General features: G+C 36.0%; 15 protein-coding genes. 2 read left to right on the forward strand and 13 right to left on the reverse strand.

From position 1 onward, the window contains the following. Positions 1–26: 26 nt before the first annotated feature. The 6 genes from Q7O55_RS00735 to Q7O55_RS00760 form a co-directional block, all read right to left on the reverse strand. Positions 27–3,473, reverse strand: a complete 3,447-nt coding sequence (locus tag Q7O55_RS00735) for a pyruvate carboxylase (protein WP_303927664.1) — start codon at positions 3,471–3,473, stop codon at positions 27–29. 282 nt (positions 3,474–3,755) lie between these two features. Further along, on the reverse strand, positions 3,756–5,105 hold the full coding sequence (locus Q7O55_RS00740) for a M18 family aminopeptidase (protein WP_303927666.1): 1,350 nt from the start codon (positions 5,103–5,105) through the stop codon (positions 3,756–3,758). Between the two features lie 232 nt (positions 5,106–5,337). Further along, the gene (locus Q7O55_RS00745; RefSeq protein WP_303927668.1) at positions 5,338–6,738 is read right to left on the reverse strand and encodes an anion permease; all 1,401 of its coding nucleotides are present in this window, start codon (positions 6,736–6,738) and stop codon (positions 5,338–5,340) included. Positions 6,739–6,985: 247 nt separating this feature from the next. Beyond that, positions 6,986–7,819 (reverse strand): Mrp/NBP35 family ATP-binding protein, encoded by an 834-nt coding sequence (locus tag Q7O55_RS00750; RefSeq protein ID WP_303927670.1) that lies wholly within the window; start codon positions 7,817–7,819, stop codon positions 6,986–6,988. Between the two features lie 120 nt (positions 7,820–7,939). Continuing rightward, positions 7,940–9,133, reverse strand: coding sequence for a PLP-dependent aminotransferase family protein (locus Q7O55_RS00755; RefSeq protein WP_303927671.1), 1,194 nt, complete (start codon positions 9,131–9,133; stop codon positions 7,940–7,942). A 56-nt stretch (positions 9,134–9,189) separates the two neighbouring features. Continuing rightward, positions 9,190–9,927: a TVP38/TMEM64 family protein gene (locus tag Q7O55_RS00760; RefSeq protein ID WP_303927672.1), complete on the reverse strand. Its 738-nt coding sequence runs from the start codon at positions 9,925–9,927 to the stop codon at positions 9,190–9,192. Between the two features lie 324 nt (positions 9,928–10,251). On the opposite strand from Q7O55_RS00760, the gene Q7O55_RS00765 reads away from it, so the two are divergent. Beyond that, a complete protein-coding gene (locus Q7O55_RS00765; RefSeq protein ID WP_278451605.1) occupies positions 10,252–10,644 on the forward strand; it encodes a thioesterase family protein in 393 nt (130 codons plus the stop codon). Between the two features lie 160 nt (positions 10,645–10,804). Here the strand turns inward: Q7O55_RS00765 and Q7O55_RS00770 are convergent, their stop codons facing one another. After that, entirely contained in the window at positions 10,805–11,827 is a 1,023-nt protein-coding gene (locus tag Q7O55_RS00770; RefSeq protein ID WP_303927675.1) for a branched-chain amino acid aminotransferase, read from the reverse strand. A gap of 287 nt (positions 11,828–12,114) precedes the next feature. Here Q7O55_RS00770 and Q7O55_RS00775 point away from each other — a divergent pair, with 287 nt between their 5' ends. Beyond that, a complete protein-coding gene (locus Q7O55_RS00775) occupies positions 12,115–12,777 on the forward strand; it encodes a fumarylacetoacetate hydrolase family protein (RefSeq protein ID WP_295815166.1) in 663 nt (220 codons plus the stop codon). Positions 12,778–12,907: 130 nt separating this feature from the next. On the opposite strand, the gene Q7O55_RS00780 is transcribed toward Q7O55_RS00775, so the two are convergent. The 6 genes from Q7O55_RS00780 to Q7O55_RS00805 all read right to left on the reverse strand — a co-directional run bounded on the left by Q7O55_RS00780 (position 12,908) and on the right by Q7O55_RS00805 (position 18,281). Next, entirely contained in the window at positions 12,908–13,405 is a 498-nt protein-coding gene (locus tag Q7O55_RS00780; RefSeq protein WP_303927676.1) for a methylated-DNA--[protein]-cysteine S-methyltransferase, read from the reverse strand. A gap of 146 nt (positions 13,406–13,551) precedes the next feature. Further along, positions 13,552–14,331: a protein-ADP-ribose hydrolase gene (locus Q7O55_RS00785; RefSeq protein ID WP_303927677.1), complete on the reverse strand. Its 780-nt coding sequence runs from the start codon at positions 14,329–14,331 to the stop codon at positions 13,552–13,554. A gap of 109 nt (positions 14,332–14,440) precedes the next feature. Continuing rightward, complete coding sequence (locus Q7O55_RS00790) at positions 14,441–15,208, reverse strand: antibiotic biosynthesis monooxygenase (RefSeq protein WP_303927679.1); 768 nt, start codon at positions 15,206–15,208, stop codon at positions 14,441–14,443. A 10-nt stretch (positions 15,209–15,218) separates the two neighbouring features. Then, complete coding sequence (locus Q7O55_RS00795) at positions 15,219–16,559, reverse strand: radical SAM protein (RefSeq protein WP_303927680.1); 1,341 nt, start codon at positions 16,557–16,559, stop codon at positions 15,219–15,221. Between the two features lie 129 nt (positions 16,560–16,688). After that, positions 16,689–17,174: a prolyl-tRNA synthetase associated domain-containing protein gene (locus Q7O55_RS00800; protein ID WP_303927682.1), complete on the reverse strand. Its 486-nt coding sequence runs from the start codon at positions 17,172–17,174 to the stop codon at positions 16,689–16,691. Between the two features lie 123 nt (positions 17,175–17,297). Continuing rightward, positions 17,298–18,281 carry a DMP19 family protein gene (locus Q7O55_RS00805; protein WP_303927717.1) on the reverse strand — a complete coding sequence of 328 codons (984 nt, stop codon included), beginning with the start codon at positions 18,279–18,281 and terminating at the stop codon, positions 17,298–17,300. Between the last annotated feature and the right edge of the window lie 54 nt (positions 18,282–18,335).

Raw genomic sequence — 18,335 nt, forward strand, 5'->3', positions numbered from 1 at the left:
ATTTTTAATTTTAAATGGTTTTTAACTTATCGTTTCAAAGCATCTTCAATGCGAAGCAAACAGTCACCAGATTCGATACGGCTACCTTCACGTACAAGGATTTCTTCTACGATACCATCGATAGGAGCTGTAATTGTTGTTTCCATTTTCATCGCTTCTGTAACAATCAATGGTTCACCTTTAGTTACAGATTGACCATTCTTAACGAGGATCTTAACAACGGAACCAGACAATGTAGCACCTATTTCACCAGGGTTAGATTCATCCGCTTTGCGACGAACTACACCAGTTGTCTTAGCATGTTTATCATGAACCTTAATACTACGAGGCTGACCATTAAACTCGAACAATACGATGCGGTTACCATCTTCATCAGGTTCAGAAAAACCATTCATCTTGATAATCAGTGTTTTACCTTTTTCGATAGTTACTTGAATTTCTTCGCCCCGTTTCATACCGAAGAAGAATGTAGGAGTATCTAATACGGATACATCGCCAAAGTCTTTTACAAATTTATTGTAATCTTGGTAAACCTTAGGGTACAAGCAATATGCACTAATATCTTCATCAGTTGTTTGGGCTCCCATTTCGCTTAATTCATGACGAATATGTTCAAAATCTGTTGGAGGTAATACAGCACCAGGACGAACTGTGATTGGGCGAGCACCTTTCAAGATGATCTTTTGTAATTTTTCAGGGAAGCCTTGATATGGAGTACCAAGACGGCCTTCAAAGAATTCAACTACTGACTGAGGGAAATCCAATACATCGCCTTTTTCGTAGATATCTTTTTCAGTCAAGTTGTTTTGTACCATGTACAATGTCATATCCCCTACCACTTTAGAGGATGGTGTAACTTTAATAATATCACCAAACATCATGTTTACTTGGTGATACATTTTTTTTATATCTGTCCAACGATCACCAAGCCCTACCATTTTAGCTTGTTGTTGCAAGTTAGAGTATTGACCGCCCGGCATTTCATGTTGATATACTTCAGTATTAGGATATGCTTCTGCTTTATCTACACCTTTGTAGTATGGTCTAATACTACCAAAATAATGAGACATTTCTTCCATGTAATCAATGTTCATTTCTGGTTGACGTTGATGACCAGACAATGCATAGTACATGGAATTCATACTAGGTTGAGAAGTACCATTAGCAAATGCGGAGTATGCTAAGTCGATTACGTCAACACCAGCATCTACAGCGCGGCCATATGTATAAATAGAGTTACCAGAGCCTTCATGAGTATGCAAGTGAATTGGCACAGAGACAGCATCTTTCAAGGCAGATACCAAATTATAAGAAGCTTGTGGTTTTAAAAGACCGGCCATATCTTTAATGGCAATAATATTGGCACCAGATTTTTCAAGCTCTTTTGCCATATTTACATAATAATCCAAATTGTATTTTGTACGAGCCCCATCAAGGATATCGCCAGTGTAGCACAATGCAACTTCAGCTATTTTATTTTGTGCACGCACTTCATCGATAGCAACATGCATATTATCAAGGCTATTCAAGCTATCAAATACGCGAAATACATCAATACCATTAGCAGCAGCCCGTTGAATGAATTGACGAACTACGTTGTCTGGATACGATGTGTAACCTACAGCATTAGCACCGCGAAGGAGCATTTGAAGCAATGTATTCGGTACTTCACGACGGAACATGCGCAAACGCTCCCACGGATCTTCATGTAGGAATCGATATGATACGTCAAAAGTAGCACCACCCCAACATTCTAAAGAGAATAAGTTAGGTACACCTTTTGCAGCATGACCAGCTACGCGAGCCATATCAATTGTACGAAGCCGTGTAGCAAACAAAGATTGGTGAGCATCACGCCATGTGGTATCAGTGAAGAATACTTGTTTTTGTTCAGATAACCATTTACTGAATTTATCTGGTCCAAGTTCATCAAATTTTTGTTTTGTACCAGATGCTGGACTTACATCCAAAGTAGATGGCATTTGAATCGGTTCAAAGTCAGGAACCTCTTGAGCCCCTGAACCAGAATAACCATTAATTGTAACATCAGCAATATAGCGTAACAATTTAGTACCACGGTCACGATCTGGTTTCAATTCGAATAATTCAGGATGTTCTTCAATAAAGTTTACATTGTAAGAACCACTTTGGAATTCAGGATGTTCCAATACATTAATCAAGAAGTGAATATTTGTTTTTACACCACGAATACGGAACTCTTTTAAGCAACGAAGCATTTTACGAATAGTCTCTTCGTTATTAGGACCAAATGCTGTCGCTTTCACAAGCAAAGAGTCATAATAAGGTGTTACAACAGCACCAGTAAATGCATTACCGGAGTCAAGACGGATACCAAAACCACCGGAGCTACGGTATGCCAAGATTTTACCGGTATCAGGCATGAAGTTGTTTTTAGGATCTTCTGTGGTTATACGACATTGGATGGCAGTACCTTTACAAGGGACTTTATCTTGTTCAGGAATACCTATTTCAGGACTATGTAAGCTAAAGCCTTCAGCGATTCTAATTTGAGCATGAACAATATCAATATCTGTAATCATTTCTGTTACAGTATGCTCTACTTGAATACGTGGATTAACTTCGATAAAGTAGAAGCTACCGTCAGCAGTTACCAAAAATTCTACAGTACCTGCATTCACATAGCCAACATTTTTCATGATTTTAACGGCAGCATCACATACAGCTTTACGAGTTTCTAAGGACAATGCAAAAGCTGGCGCCATTTCAACTACTTTTTGGTGACGACGTTGAACAGAGCAATCACGTTCATGCAAATGAACTACATTGCCATGTTCATCACCTAAGATTTGAACTTCAATATGTTTAGGCTCTACAATAAGTTTTTCTACATATACATCATCATCGCCAAACGCAGCTTTCGCTTCAGATTTAGCACGATCATATGCATCTCGAAGGTCTTCTTTATGATGAACTTCACGCATACCACGACCGCCGCCGCCATTAACAGCTTTAATCATCAATGGAAACCCATGTGTATCAGCAAATTCTTCTAGTTGAGCATAATCTTTTAAAGCCCCATCAGAACCTGGGATCATTGGAATTTTTGCTAATTTAGCTTGCTCACGAGCATTTACTTTATCACCAAACATATTCAAATGCTTGATTTTAGGCCCGATAAAGATAATACCTTCTTCTTCACAACGACGAGCAAAGCCTTCATTTTCAGATAAGAAACCATAACCTGGATGGATAGCATCGATGTCATGTTCTTTTGCAATACGGATAATATCTTCAATATCAAGATATGCGTCAACTGGTTTTTTACCGTCCCCTACGAGATAGGCTTCATCGGCTTGGTTACGGTGCAAGGATAATGTATCCTCTTTAGAGTAAATGGCTACAGTTTTAATCCCCATTTCATTACATGCACGGAACACGCGGATTGCAATTTCTCCACGGTTGGCAACCAATACGGATTTAATTTTTCTCATGTATTGCCTCCTACTAGCTTCCACAAATGTGAACTATCAGCTTTCATTTTTATTAATATATGAATATTCCCTATACTTATAGATAAATCAATATTACGGAAGACCTCATCAAAATTTATGATGAGTTTTTATATTCATAATAATATATACTTATTATACAATATTTTCATTATATTTAAAGGATTATACCAATTATGAAAGTATAAAATATATTTTTTACTGTTCATTACAAAAAATCATATGTCTTTCAATAATGCACATCGAATAAATTCCATTTTTATATTATTTACCACCTAAAAAGTGATTCATTAATCGATTTAATTGCTCTTGATCAGCTGCCCCCATCAATTCTCTAGCTGAATGCATTGCTAAAAGAGGCACGCCTACATCAATAGTACGCATTGGTAACATAGCTGATGAAATTGAACCTACAGTAGATCCACCTGGAATATCCGAACGATTTACATAAATCTGATACTGTGCATCCACTTCTTCACAAAGGCCTTTAACGATAGCAATGGCCTTAGCATCTCCGGCGTAAGATTGGCTACATGCAATCTTGAGGGATAACCCTTTATTAAGTACAGGAATATTCGTAATATCATTTTTCTCTGGATAGTTTGGATGTAATCCGTGAGCCACATCGGAGGAAATCATAAAACCTTTAGAAATAAAACTGTCCATCTCTTGATTAGAATATCCTAATGCGTCATACACGCGTTTAATGAGATTTGGTAATATCATACCCGCCCCACCTTGTTTTGTACGACTGCCCACCTCTTCGTTATCAAAGAGTATAGCACAACGAACACCATTGACATTCGTTTTTCGAGCTTGAATAATACCAGATAATACACCAAAGCAAGATGTTAAATTATCTAAACGAGGTGAGCTAATGAAGTCACCTTCCGTACCGAGTACACAGCCTTGTTCCGTAGGATATAACGTCATTTCATAAGATAATATTTCGGAAGGATCGCAATCTACTTCATCAGCTAAAAACTTTGTCCACTCATCGTATTGAGTATCTGATTCTGGGAATAAACTTGGATTATTTCTATTATTTAAAAGTTTTGTAGGATTATCTTCATTATTACGTTCCATCGTCAATATAGGAAGCATTTCTTTTTGACGATTTAGTTTAACCCCATCATTAACAGAACGATTCATATGAATGGCTAGATTTGGAACAATTGCGATAGGCCGTTTTGTATCGACTAAAACAGAATCTACATCAAAGGCATTTTTTCCTTTTAACACAACCGTACCTGCTGCACCTAGTGGACGGTCAAGCCATGTATTTTCGATGAGACCGCCATACATTTCCACATTTAACTTTGTGTATCCTTTCACAGATGTTATAGGATTAGGTTTAACACGAATAGCAGGAAAATCTGTATGAGCTGACGCAATACGTAATGTATGTTCTGGTTTCTTTCCTATATGAAAGGCAAATAAAGTGGTGCCAAACACATTAACTACATAAGACCCAGAATCTAACTGCCACTCATCTTCTAAACTGAGCTCTGTAAAACCCGAGTCCAATAACATTTGTAAACTTGTATCTACTGTGTGATACGGAGATGTACAAGCGCCAATATACTTTAATAATTGTTCATTATCAAACTTCATAGATCCCTCCTATGCACAAATTACATAAATTTGTACAATTAGCTTGAATAGTTTATTATGTATATTATTCTACAATATTTACATTAATTATCTATTAACTACTCATATTTTATCACAAAAAGCCGCCCCTATCGGGACGGCTTTTTATATACGATGTAAATGCATAGTACACTAAGTCTAAAAAAATTAAAGTGCATGCATTACAATCCTATAAAATTGTCAGTAATGGATTTTACCACATACCAATCAACTTCATCCATACAGAGCCAAGCCCCATGAAGATAATTAAGTTGATTACAGATGTGAAGAAACCAAGTTTCCACCATGTATTTTGAGGAACATACCCAGTATTAAAGATTACTGGAGATGGACCTGCAGCATAGTGAGTCAAAGACATACACAAGTTAGATGTGAATGCGATCATCAACAATGTCAACATTGGTGGCGCACCTGCAGATATAGCGATTGCAGAGAATGCTACAAACATTGCAGAAATATGCGCTGTTAAAGATGCAAATACATAGTGAGCATATGTATTAACAAGAACAGCTACAACAAAGGCAATTATCCAAGAACCTTCTGGAATATAACCACCAACTTGAACTGTAGCCCATTTGATAAAGCCCAATTTGGAAAGGAATCCGGCAAAGCCCATCAATGTCCCCATCCAAACCAAGGTATCCCAAGCTCCCTTTTCACTCTTAACATCGTCCCAAATTAGAACGCCTGTAGCAAGTAAAATAGAAATACCTAAGAATGCAACAGTGGTAGCATCAAGATTTGTGAATTGAGACGTAGCCCATAAAACTAATGCTAAAATAAATACGCCAAGCATTACCCATTCTTGGAAAGACATCTTTCCAAGACCTTTTAACTCTTCGCGAACCATTTGTTGAGCTTCACGAGCATCTTTAATTTCCGGTGGATACACTTTGTAAATAAAGTACGGCATAATAATCAATGCAATGATACCAGGAACAATAGCTGCCATAGCCCAGTCACCCCAAGTAATACCAATACCAAAGGATTGAAGTGCCAATGCAGCAACCAATGTATTACCAGCCATGGATGTTTGGAACATCGCAGATGTAATCGTATTTACTTGATAAATAGATTGCATCAAGAAAGAACCGATTTTACGAGGTCCATCTTGTGGCTCAGAACCGAAAGCTTTTGCTAAGCTAGTTGTAATTGGCATGATTACACCGCCTACACGAGCTGTATTAGATGGTGTTGCTGGAGCTAAAATCAAATCAGACAAAGCTAATGCATAGGCCAAACGCAAGGAACTACTACCAAAAGCAGCAATCAAATTATACGCAATACGTTTCCCCAAACCGGTTTTAATAAAACCACGAGAGAATAAGAACGCACCTACGATTAACCAGATAGACGTGTTAGCAAAACCAGAGATTGCTTCACCAATCTTTAATGTGCTAGTTAGTGCAGCCACAGTAATAACAACGATGGATACGCCACCAATCGGTAACGGCTGAGTAATAAAGCCTACGATAGTAGCAACAAAAATGGCAAATAAATGCCATGATTGAGGAGTTAGCCCCTCTGGAGTTGGAACAAACCACAATCCTAAACCAAAGACTACTGGAATAATCCAGTTCAATAGTTTTTTCATACACATACCTCCTACATAGGAAAAAACTAAAATATATATCTACTGATATACCAAGGCACCACAAGAAGGTCAAGTTTATACACACAACAGCCCCTCTATGCTACGGTATCTTCAGTATATATCAGTAGTATGTGAAGTTAGAAATATATTTATCTCTTCTTATCATAAATATAATATATTTCAAGATAAAAAGATGTGATAAAAAGCTGTGCATTACTAAGTATGCACAGCTTTCATCATATGAATCCTATTCAGGTAGAGATACGTCCTCTAAATTTGTTTTTTCGATAGACTCAATATCACCTTTATCACAAAGGTCTGCAATAGTAGGATCAATTGGTAAACGGTTCAACAATAATAGACCATATTTTTGAAGGATTTCTTCGATGTGGCTTTCACCGAAAATTTGATAATCCTTACCGTTATCTGGGCAATGGAAGTAAGAGTAGTTTTCCACCACACCAATAATAGGCACTTGCATTAAATCAGCCATTTTAACTGCTTTTTCAACAATCATGGATACCAAGTCTTGAGGAGATGTAACGATAATAATACCGTCCAATTTCAAGGATTGATATACAGTAATAGCAACGTCACCTGTTCCTGGTGGCATATCAACAAATAAATAATCGATATCTTTCCAAATAACATCTGTATAAAATTGTTTTACTACATTGCCTAAAATAGGACCACGCCATAAAACAGGATCCGTATCGTTTTCCAAAAGAAGGTTAACAGACATAACATCGATACCGTCTTTGGATTTTACAGGATACATACCGATTTCGTCAGCATATGCCTTTTCCTTAATGCCAAACATCTTAGGAATAGAAGGACCTGTAATATCCGCATCGAGGATACCGACTTTATAACCTTTACGCGCCATTGTAATGGCCATCAAGCTAGTAACGGAGGATTTACCTACGCCGCCTTTACCAGATACTACGCCGATTACATGTTTAACAGAACTAAGCTCGTGTAATTGAGCTGTAAGATCTTGAGGTTGTTGAGGCGCACCACCACCGCAACCAGAAGATTGAGATGGGCATCCGCCACAATCACTGCTGCTACCGCAACCCATAGTAAACACCTACTTTCTTTGAGGCTATACCTCACATCTATATTAAAAACTTTTTTATATGGTAAACACAATGTATCTACGCTTACATTGTATCACGTTATATCAAAAATTATCAATATATTACTCACCACAAAATTCTTTAGTTAACCCGCCGAGAATTTCCATCCCCTTTATAATTTCCTCTACTGTTGGTACCGTATAGCTCAAACGAAATGCATGTCCTTCTCCTGCCCCATCAGCCGCAAAGGCACCACATTTAATAATTCCTACATTGCGATCCATACAAGTTTCAAAAAATACATCACAATCTACATCCTCAGGCATCGTCATCCATGCAAACATACCACCTGTAGGGTGTGTTAATTTAACTTTAGAGCTCGCATATTTTTCAAAAGCATTAAGTAAAGCATCGCATTTCATTTTATATACTTTACGCACATTATCCAAATGTGCATCATAATCGATAGTATCAAGGACCTTAGCTACAACTTTTTGAGTAACCAACGGCATTTGCCCTGCCGTATTATTTTTCAATGCTTGGATGGCTTCAATCACTTTAGCAGGACCAAATAGAAATCCTACTCGTAAGCCTGCAGATAATGTCTTAGAATAAGAACCTGCATACAAAACACGGTCTTCTGTATCAAAAGATTTAAATGTTGGGATATATTCGCCAGCAAAACGAATTTCACCATATGGATCATCTTCATAGATAAATAAATCATATTTAGATGCTATATCGTAAATCTCCTTACGGCGTTCTAAAGGCATAGTAATGCCTGTTGGATTCTGAAAGTTAGGAATTAGATAAATATATTTACCTTTACCAGATTGAGCCGCTTTTTCTAACTCACTTGGAATCATACCGTACTCGTCAGTTTTAATACCTAATGCTTTACCACCCATGTTACGTACAGAATTAATTGCACTAGTGAAAGTGAATTCATCCATGTATACTTCATCGCCAGGCTCTAATACAGTAATCGGTACAAGACCTAAGAGTTGACCTGCACCATTGGAGATAATGAGCCCTTGTCCTTCCGGATTCATCTTATGAGTTTGTACTAAACGTTCTAACGTAAGTTCTGCTAAGCGTGCATCACCTTGCATTGGTCCATATTGTAAAAGACTCATTGGATTAGAGTGAACCACTTCATCAAAAGCCTTTTCGATGATTTCTACAGGAATCGCTTCTGGTGCTGGATTACCGATACCAAAGCTGATAAAACCTTCTACACCTACGCCACGTTCGAATACTTCACGAATAAAATTTGGACCTTTTAAGGTTACGCGTTCAGGAAGTGAAAAGCTCATACTATCGCCTCTTTCATATATACTAAATTGAATAACGTTTAATTAATTAGAGATTATTAAGCATTAGGATCATGCTCTTGTTCAGCATTTTTCTTATTGATGTAGTTCTTATATACTTTCCAAAGAATGAAGTATACAACCCCTGCAACAACTACGATGATTCCTAAGCGTCCCATATTCTCTTGGAAGTTTACAATATCTGTACCGATAGCTACTTCAAGAGCTGTAGATGGGAATTTACCGATTAAATTCGCTAAGATATAATCTCTCGGTTTGATTTTACTAATGGCACCCAATGCTGTGATAACACCAGATGGAAAATATGGTAAGGATCTGGCAAATAACATGACCATAAAACCATTTTTACCAGAAAAATCATCTACTTTCATCAATACTGTACTCTTAGCAATCAACTTGTCCGCTGTATCACGTAAGAAGTAACGCATAATATAAAAGCTAATGACTACGCCAATCGTCTCAGCAAGCCAAGAGATAATAATCCCAGGCCACATACCAAATACTAGACCATTAGCTGTAGATATAAAAATTGACGGTAAAAAGCCTACGGCATTAACAAAAATATCGAGGACCATACTTACCACCATGGCCATAGGACCAAAGCTTTGAATATACTCCGCTACCTCCTCCATAGAGCCACTCGTTGCCAAGTGCCACATAGTCGGATAAAACGTAGGATCTACTATATTTATGACAATTAATAAAACAATGAAACCAATGCCTGCTATTAACTGTACCCAACCTTCACCAGAAGGTTTTAAATTTCTTTTACTCATATATACCTCGTATTAAAAGACTAGCTTCATTATATCACGTATTCTATAGAAGAGTTATAACTAGTTACATTTCTTTAATTCTAATCTGAATAGCTATTTTTAATATATTTAAAATTGGTAACCATATAGCTTTAGAGGCGTATAAATATATCTATATTATAAATACCACCAGTTAAAACTATTGTTTTTAGAGCATAAACATTCTATTTTCTAAGGTACTACCAGTTAAAATATATATAATTCCAATAGCATAATAATTAACTTTAGATGTATAATACTAGTATCTAGTATAATGAGAATATTCTTAGTGAAAGAAGGTATAATATGGTATCAGCAGGTCAAACAGCTACAGCAACAGTTATAGTAACTGAATCTAATATTGCAAAAACAATGAAGTCTGGTTCTTTAGAGGTCTTTGCTACACCAGCGATGTGTGCACTTATGGAGGAAGCTGCACAAGCTGCAGTACAGCCATATTTAGAGGACGGTGAAGGCACAGTAGGTATCTCCCTATCTATTACTCATGAGGCCCCTACGCCTTTAGGCGCAACAGTAACAGCAAAAGCTACTGTAAGTGCTGTAGAAGGTCGTAAAATAACATTCGATATTGAAGCCTCTGATGGTGTTGGTATTATTGGTCGTGGCACACATGAACGATTTGTTATTAACAACGAAAAATTTATGGCTAAGGTGCATAGTAGAGCAAAATCTAACTAATAGTCTACTATTTTACTAATAGGTTTATTGCTAATATCTTATTTACTTTATTAAAATAATAAAATACAAAACAAAAATGGCATCTATCAAATGATAGATGCCGTTTCTATTTACATATTAGTTTCTATTTACATATTAAATTATATAATCTACTAAAGGATTAGCAAATTTTAACTACCCAGCCTTCAGGAGCTTCGATTTCACCATGTTGAATGCCAAGTAATGTGTCATATAATTTTTTAGTGATAGGACCCATATCATCCATGCCAGCAGGTACATTAATGGTACCTTCTGGAGTATCGATTTGGCCTACTGGAGAAATAACAGCCGCTGTACCACAAAGACCAATTTCAGCAAAATCTTTTAATTCATCTTTACGAACAGGACGATGTTCTACAGTCATACCAAGGTAGTGTTCTGCTACATACATCAAAGAACGACGTGTAATGGATGGCAATATACTATCAGATTTAGGTGTAACTAATTTACCATCTTTAGTAATGAAGATGAAGTTAGCACCACCAGTTTCTTCTACATGTGTACGAGTAGCCGCATCAAGATACATATTTTCTGCATAGCCTTTGTTATGAGCATCAGTGATAGCATACAAACTCATAGCATAGTTCAAGCCAGCTTTAATATGCCCAGTGCCATGAGGAGCTGCACGATCAAAATCAGTGATACGAATTTTGATTGGTTTAGCACCATCTTTGAAGTAAGGGCCTACTGGTGTTGTAAACACACGGAATTGATATTCATCAGCAGGTTTTACACCGATAACGGAGTTTGTACCCATCATGTAAGGGCGAATATAAAGGCTTGCACCATGACCATATGGAGGAACAAAGTCTTTATTTGCTTTTACAACTTCTTTTACAGCTTCGAGGAAACGACCTTCAGGTAATGTAGGCATTACAAGGCGTTCACAGGATTGATTCAAACGTTCTGCATTCAAATCTGGACGGAAGCATACGATGTGACCATCTTTTGTGTAGTATGCTTTCAACCCTTCAAAGACAGTTTGAGCGTATTGGAATACTCCAGCACATTCATTAAGGACAACGTTAGCATCAGTAATTAAACCACCTTCGTCCCATTTACCATCTTTATATGTAGTCAAATAACGGTATTCGGTTTCTACATAACCAAAACCGAGATTATCCCAATCGATATTCTTGCTCATAACAATAACCTCCATTTATATTGATATACACTTAATCTTATCACTATCATCTTGTATTTTCAATAGATTCTATAGAGATGATAAATTATATATACAGATATAGTATCTATTAAGATATATCATCTATACATAGGTAACATATTAATAGATATGTATATTATCAAATAGGCCACCAGCTATACTATCGTTGAATATAAAATTTGTTTCTTTACAGTATAGCTGCCGCCCTATTTATATTATAATAATTTCAGATATACATTATCCTATTTTACTAGGAGGTCCCTATTATGAACGAAAATAAACATTTTTTAATTCCTAATCCTAAAAGTATCATTTGTATTGGCCTTAACTACGCTGATCATATTGCTGAAACTAGTTTAGCTACACATGATTTTCCAGAAATCTTTATGAAAACATCAAATGCTCTTGCAGGTAATCATGATACAATTACCATTGAAGACGAAACTTTCCATTACGATTATGAAGGAGAATTAGTTATCATCATCGGTAAATCTGGTAAAAACATATCTTCTGAAAAGGCAATGGAACATATCTTAGGTTATACCATTGGCAATGACGTATCTGCCCGTACATTACAATTTAGAGGCTCTCAATGGATCCTTGGCAAATCCTTAGATAATTTTGCTCCGATTGGTCCCACTATTATTCCACCGCATAAATTTGATTTTGAAAGCGCTACCATTACAACAACTGTAAATGGTGAAGTTCGTCAACAAGCAAATTTGAACCAAATGATATTTAAGCCTTATGATATCATTGCGTTTCTCTCCTCTCATATGACGCTGCAAGAAGGAGATATTATCTTTACAGGCACTCCTAGTGGTGTCGTATTAGGTAAAAATGAAAGTAAATATTCTTGGCTAAAACCAGGAGATACCGTGGCAATTACAATTAGTGGTATCGGTACCTTAGAAAATAAATTTTTATAAAATTAGTACGTTATTAAAATACCATATCAACTCGTATTCTAAAAACTACAGAAACATCAAATTATAGTTCAACAAAAAAAGATTACTTCTATGTATAACCAACTATACATAGGAGTAATCTTTTTTGTTATTATCTATGTTCCGCCTCTAGGTCTAGCATATATTTCTTGCGTTCAATTCCCCCTGCATAGCCTGTTAACTGGCCATTACTACCAATAACACGGTGACAAGGAACGATGATAGAAATTGGATTGTGCCCTACAGCACCCCCTACGGCTTGAGCAGACATCTTTTCTTTACCTTGCTTTGTAGCAATCTTTTTACCAATATCTCCATAGGTCGTAGTCTTCCCATATGGAATTGTCTGTAATATAGACCAGACAGACTTGCGGAACTCCGTTCCCTCTAACTCAATTGGTGGTGTAACAAAGGATTTTCTACCAGAGAAATATTGATCTAACCACATAATAGTCACCTCAAAAGGGCCTGTTTTTTGTTCTATATAATCTGCATCATCATACGTAGGTGCGTGACTTTCATCAACAAAAAACAAATCTGTTAAGTATGATAAAGTACCAAGCATAATCATAGTTCCTAATGGACTTTCATAGGTGTATTTATAATTCATAGTACATTAACTCCTTCTTAAAATAACAAATCATTCAATGCCTTTTGTATGTCATTATTAAATGATACTGTGTTATGCTGAATATCAAATGGAATCGATTATTTTCCCATATTAACTGATACATAGATACATAATATGCGTCTATATTATCCCAATAATTTGTTGTAGATGTCATAATCTATATCCTTAAACACATTAAATACCACTTGTATTTTACTATTTGTTTCTTTTAAATATGTTCGTACCGTATCTATGGCAATCTGTGCTGCTTCTTCATTAGGGAATCTAAACTCACCAGTAGAAATACAACAGAATGCAATGGAGTGTAAGTTATAAGCATTAGCTAACTTTAAACAGGATTGATAGCAAGAAGCTAATTCAATTCTTTCCTTATCTGTTACACCTTCATAAATAATAGGACCTACCGTATGAAGTACATACTTTGCGGGCAAATTATACCCATAGGTCATACGAGCTACACCTGTTTTCTCTGGCATGTCTAAATACTCTATCATTCTTTCACATTCCATACGAAGTTCAATACCTGCAAAGGTGTGGATGGCATTATCAATACATTTATGATTTGGAGCAAAACATCCTAATAATTGATTATTGGCTGCATTTACAATAGCGTCTACAGATAATCTAGTAATGTCTCCTTGCCACAAATAAATCTGAGGCTCTCGTTCTTCCATATCATTAATTGTGACAATGCCCTTTTCATGAGCCAATGTATTTAAATATTCATCCTCTACCTTCATCCATTCAGCGGACATGGCTCCTGCAGGACGAATATTACATAGTGTTCTAAACAGAGTAAACCGTTCTTCTTCATTTACGGGAATATCCATATGTTCCTTATGTTTCTCTTTATACTCTGCTACTAATCCCTCTAAAAGATAGAGCAATCGTTCTTGCTGTGTCATATATAACTCCTAAATAGAATTAACTAGATTATAAACCTATTATATAGTAAAAAACTGCTAGCACATAATATGCTAGCAGTAACTTTACTGATTAGTATTATATCAAAGACTAAGGTCTGACAAAAGCTTGACCACCATGATTTACAAGGATATCCCCCTCTAATACTTTAGTAGTAACCCCTTGTAGACTACCTTGGATTTGACTCATCATAAAGCGATAACCTGGGCTATTCAAGTGTTTAGTAAGGGCTTCCTGATCGCTATAGATCTGAATGACATACCAGCGATTTTTTGCGTTTCTTTCACGAAGCACATAACCGGCCTTATACCCCGCATCATCCCGAACGGCACGTTCCATATCGAGTTGATATTGTCGTTGTACCGTATCGATTTCATTCCTATCAACAGTAAACTCAGTTAAGGTAACTACTGCCTTACCATCATTTATGATAGATAATGCATCTTTCTTTTCAAATAAAAGTACAGACTGTACATCGTACATCTTACGATTCGTTAATTTAGAACCGACTTCATTAACAAAGGCTTGATAATGATCAGATTTGCGATGCGCTTCAATAGCAGCTAAATCTTTATAGATTTCAACTACATAAGACTCAGCTGGATTCCCCTTTACATGAGCCACATTCATGGACAATGTATTAGGTTCTTTTTCCATAGATGCTGTCAGATTAGCTACACCTGCACTATTATAAGTTTCTTGTAGCTCTACAGGCACTTTGAAACGATACATACCTACACTAGGTGCTGTATCTACAGATTGATCTCGCTCCATAACAAGAGCTGCAAAAGATGTGCTTACACCTAATACTGCTATGGCAGATGTTAGTACAATACGTTTTAATAAATTTTTATTCATACATACTCCTTTACATATATCTTGATAGCTTTTCAGCAAACAAGCCAATACGCTTATAAGTTAACAGATTACATACTTTTGCTGTAAAGTGTCCAAATCTACGATAAAAGAAATTAAATGTTAAATATGCTGGTATTGTGCCAATAGTTTTAGGCATGCGACGAAATATATTTTTTATGGAATATAGCTCTTTATAGATCCAAAGATACCCTTTTTCTAATTCTTCTTTAGACATACTTAACGGTGATACAACTACGTGAGACGTATTATATTTTGATAAATCATAATCAAAAATTCTATTTTGAGCTTCCATTCTCTTGTAGAATTCAGTACCTGGGTATGGTGTGACAATATGTGATGTAATCGTATCAATTTTCTGGCTAATAATCCAATCTAACGTATTTTTAAAAGTCTCTGGTGTATCTCCATCTAAGCCAAATACAAAACTAGCATTAACCATAATACCACGCTTATGTAATTCGTTAATAAGTCGTTCAAACTCTTCACGATTATTTTGCATTTTATGAACGCTAGATAAAGATTGAGGGCTGATACTTTCAAAACCAATAAATAAACTCTGGCAACCAGTTTCTTTCATTAAATCCATCAATTCAGGGTGTTGCCCTATTTTCATGGTAACCGCTGCATTCCAGTTTAACTTCAAAGGTTTAATACGTTCTAAAAACTGTTTAGTCCAAGAAATATTACCAATAAAATTATCATCAATAAACATAATATGTTTTGTACCTAATTTTTTGATATCTTCTAACACATCCTCTATATTGCGATTAATATATTGGTGTGTTCCAGAACTATTATAGCAAAAATCGCACTTATGAGGACAACTTCGACTAGTAGAAACAACATTGTACCATAAGTAATCGGTCTTATCTATTAAGTCATATGCAGGTGATGCAATATCGTCTCCAGACTCTAAAGGACCAGATACGTATTGAGATTGTAATCGACCATGTTTAGCATCTTCTATAATTTGAGGCCATGTATTTTCTGCGAAACCTATACAAAGACTATCAAATGCCTCCTTAGGTATAGTATTGGATGCTGTCGTAATATGTATACCACCAGCAATCACCTTAACACCTTTTTCTATATATATAGATGCAATTTCAATAGCTCTAGGTAAAACATCTACTGTAACTGCTATTCCTACCAAGTCAGGCACATCATCAAAATCAATAGCTCTAATATTTTCATTTTCAATTGTGACCTCACACTCATAACGAATAATATTAGCCACCGTTAACAACCCTAAATGTGGGGACATACGTATTTTTAAATCTGTATCCATAGGACGCTTCAACATACGTGGTTGAATCAATTTAACTTTCATATAAAACCTCTTATATAACAAATGCTCTTACATTATTATAAAAGATTATGAGACCTTTTGCATATAAAAACATCCTATCTATGAAAACTATATTGAGTAATATTAGTTCCAACAAATAGGATGTTACGCTTATATTGTTATATATTCAATAGTTGTACCATGTTCTTCAATAAGTTTGACTAGTTCTTTGCCTTGAAGCCATACAGTCGCATCATTTTGGTTCGGATGTATACCAATCAAATTATTCTCGTAGTCCGCATCAATATAATAATGGACCTTAAGGTCCTCATCATGAAGCAAGCAAAATGGAGATACGTGACCAGGTTTAATCTTCAAAATATCCCATAGTTCTTCTTCAGAGCCAAAGGAAATCTTTTTCAACTTATGGTCCTTACGGAATTGTTTTAGATCTACACGTTTAGAACCACGAACGGTAATTAAATAGTAATGCTCTCGTTTATGATCTCGTATAAATAAATTCTTCGCATCCCACTCAGGATAGGGCAACTGCACATTTGGCTTATCGTCCATACTAAATAATGGTGCGTGATCTGTAATTTCAAAATCGATATGATGGTCACGCAAACAATCATATACGCCTTGTTTATCTAACATGTAATACCTCTAATATATCGTTTCTACTTGGTGAAAGTTACTACATAATAAAATCGATTAACATAGTGAAAGTACCAGTTGTACCGGTTACATCGATTATATCTTGTTAAATATATACCAAGCTTATTCTGGAACTTTATAGGTACCATCAAATACAAATAATTCAGGATGTTCATGTACAAATGCATCTTCAAAGATTCCATCATATTCATATATTACATCATCTTTTTCATCTAGGAAATCGAATAATTCAGCTTCATTCTCCCAATCTTGTAAAATAGTCCATCGTTCGGCTCTATCAAATGGAACAGAACCGCCAAAGTAATTGATTACCGATTGTAAATTATCTGCTAGCTCATCCATCTTAAATCGGCGCAAACCTGCTAAAGCATCTTCCCATACAATACCGGTAGAGTTATAGAAGAATTGATGATGACCACCATTATTAATCTCTGCGAAATACCACGATATAGCATTAAGGTATCGTTGCTCTAAGGTAAAACCTTTTGAGGATTCTATATAATCATCATGAGAGCCATAAATATTGATAGACCAATAAGCAGGCTCATTTATGCTCCACATATCATCTGTAGTTTGGATTTCTTCCACTGTGATGGTGCGATGATGAGGTACACCTTCTCGTTTCTTCTTTTTCTCTGCTACATAATTGCTATAAGCTTTACTTAACTCAGGATACTCTACTTCACACTTTTCAAAGTCCATTTGCATATAGCACATATCAATGACTTCAAAACAGTACAATTTTATATCATCCAGATTCTGTTCCTGAGCTAAACGTACGCCCTGAGCTACTAATCTTAGTATCTGTTTCATAGTATCTGATGTGTACGATTCATTATTATCTAAAGCAATGGCTCCATACGCATAGGCACAGCGATAATACCACACCGCATCACGATATTCTTCATCAATAGACTCTAATACCTTAATTGCCTCTTTTTCATTGCCATTATTGTTATAAGCTCTACCGAGCTCACCTAACAGAGATATAGATAAATTTTCTATGCCCACACTAGTTAACACATCAATTATAGTTTCTACTTGCTCAGTATCATTAAGGGCTTTTATAGTTTGTAATTGCTCTATATCAGAAAGAGCTTTAAATTATTCAACCGTTAATGTCATGATGCCACATCCTAT

Source organism: Veillonella parvula, from assembly GCF_945949885.1.
Lineage (GTDB): Bacteria > Bacillota > Negativicutes > Veillonellales > Veillonellaceae > Veillonella > Veillonella parvula_B.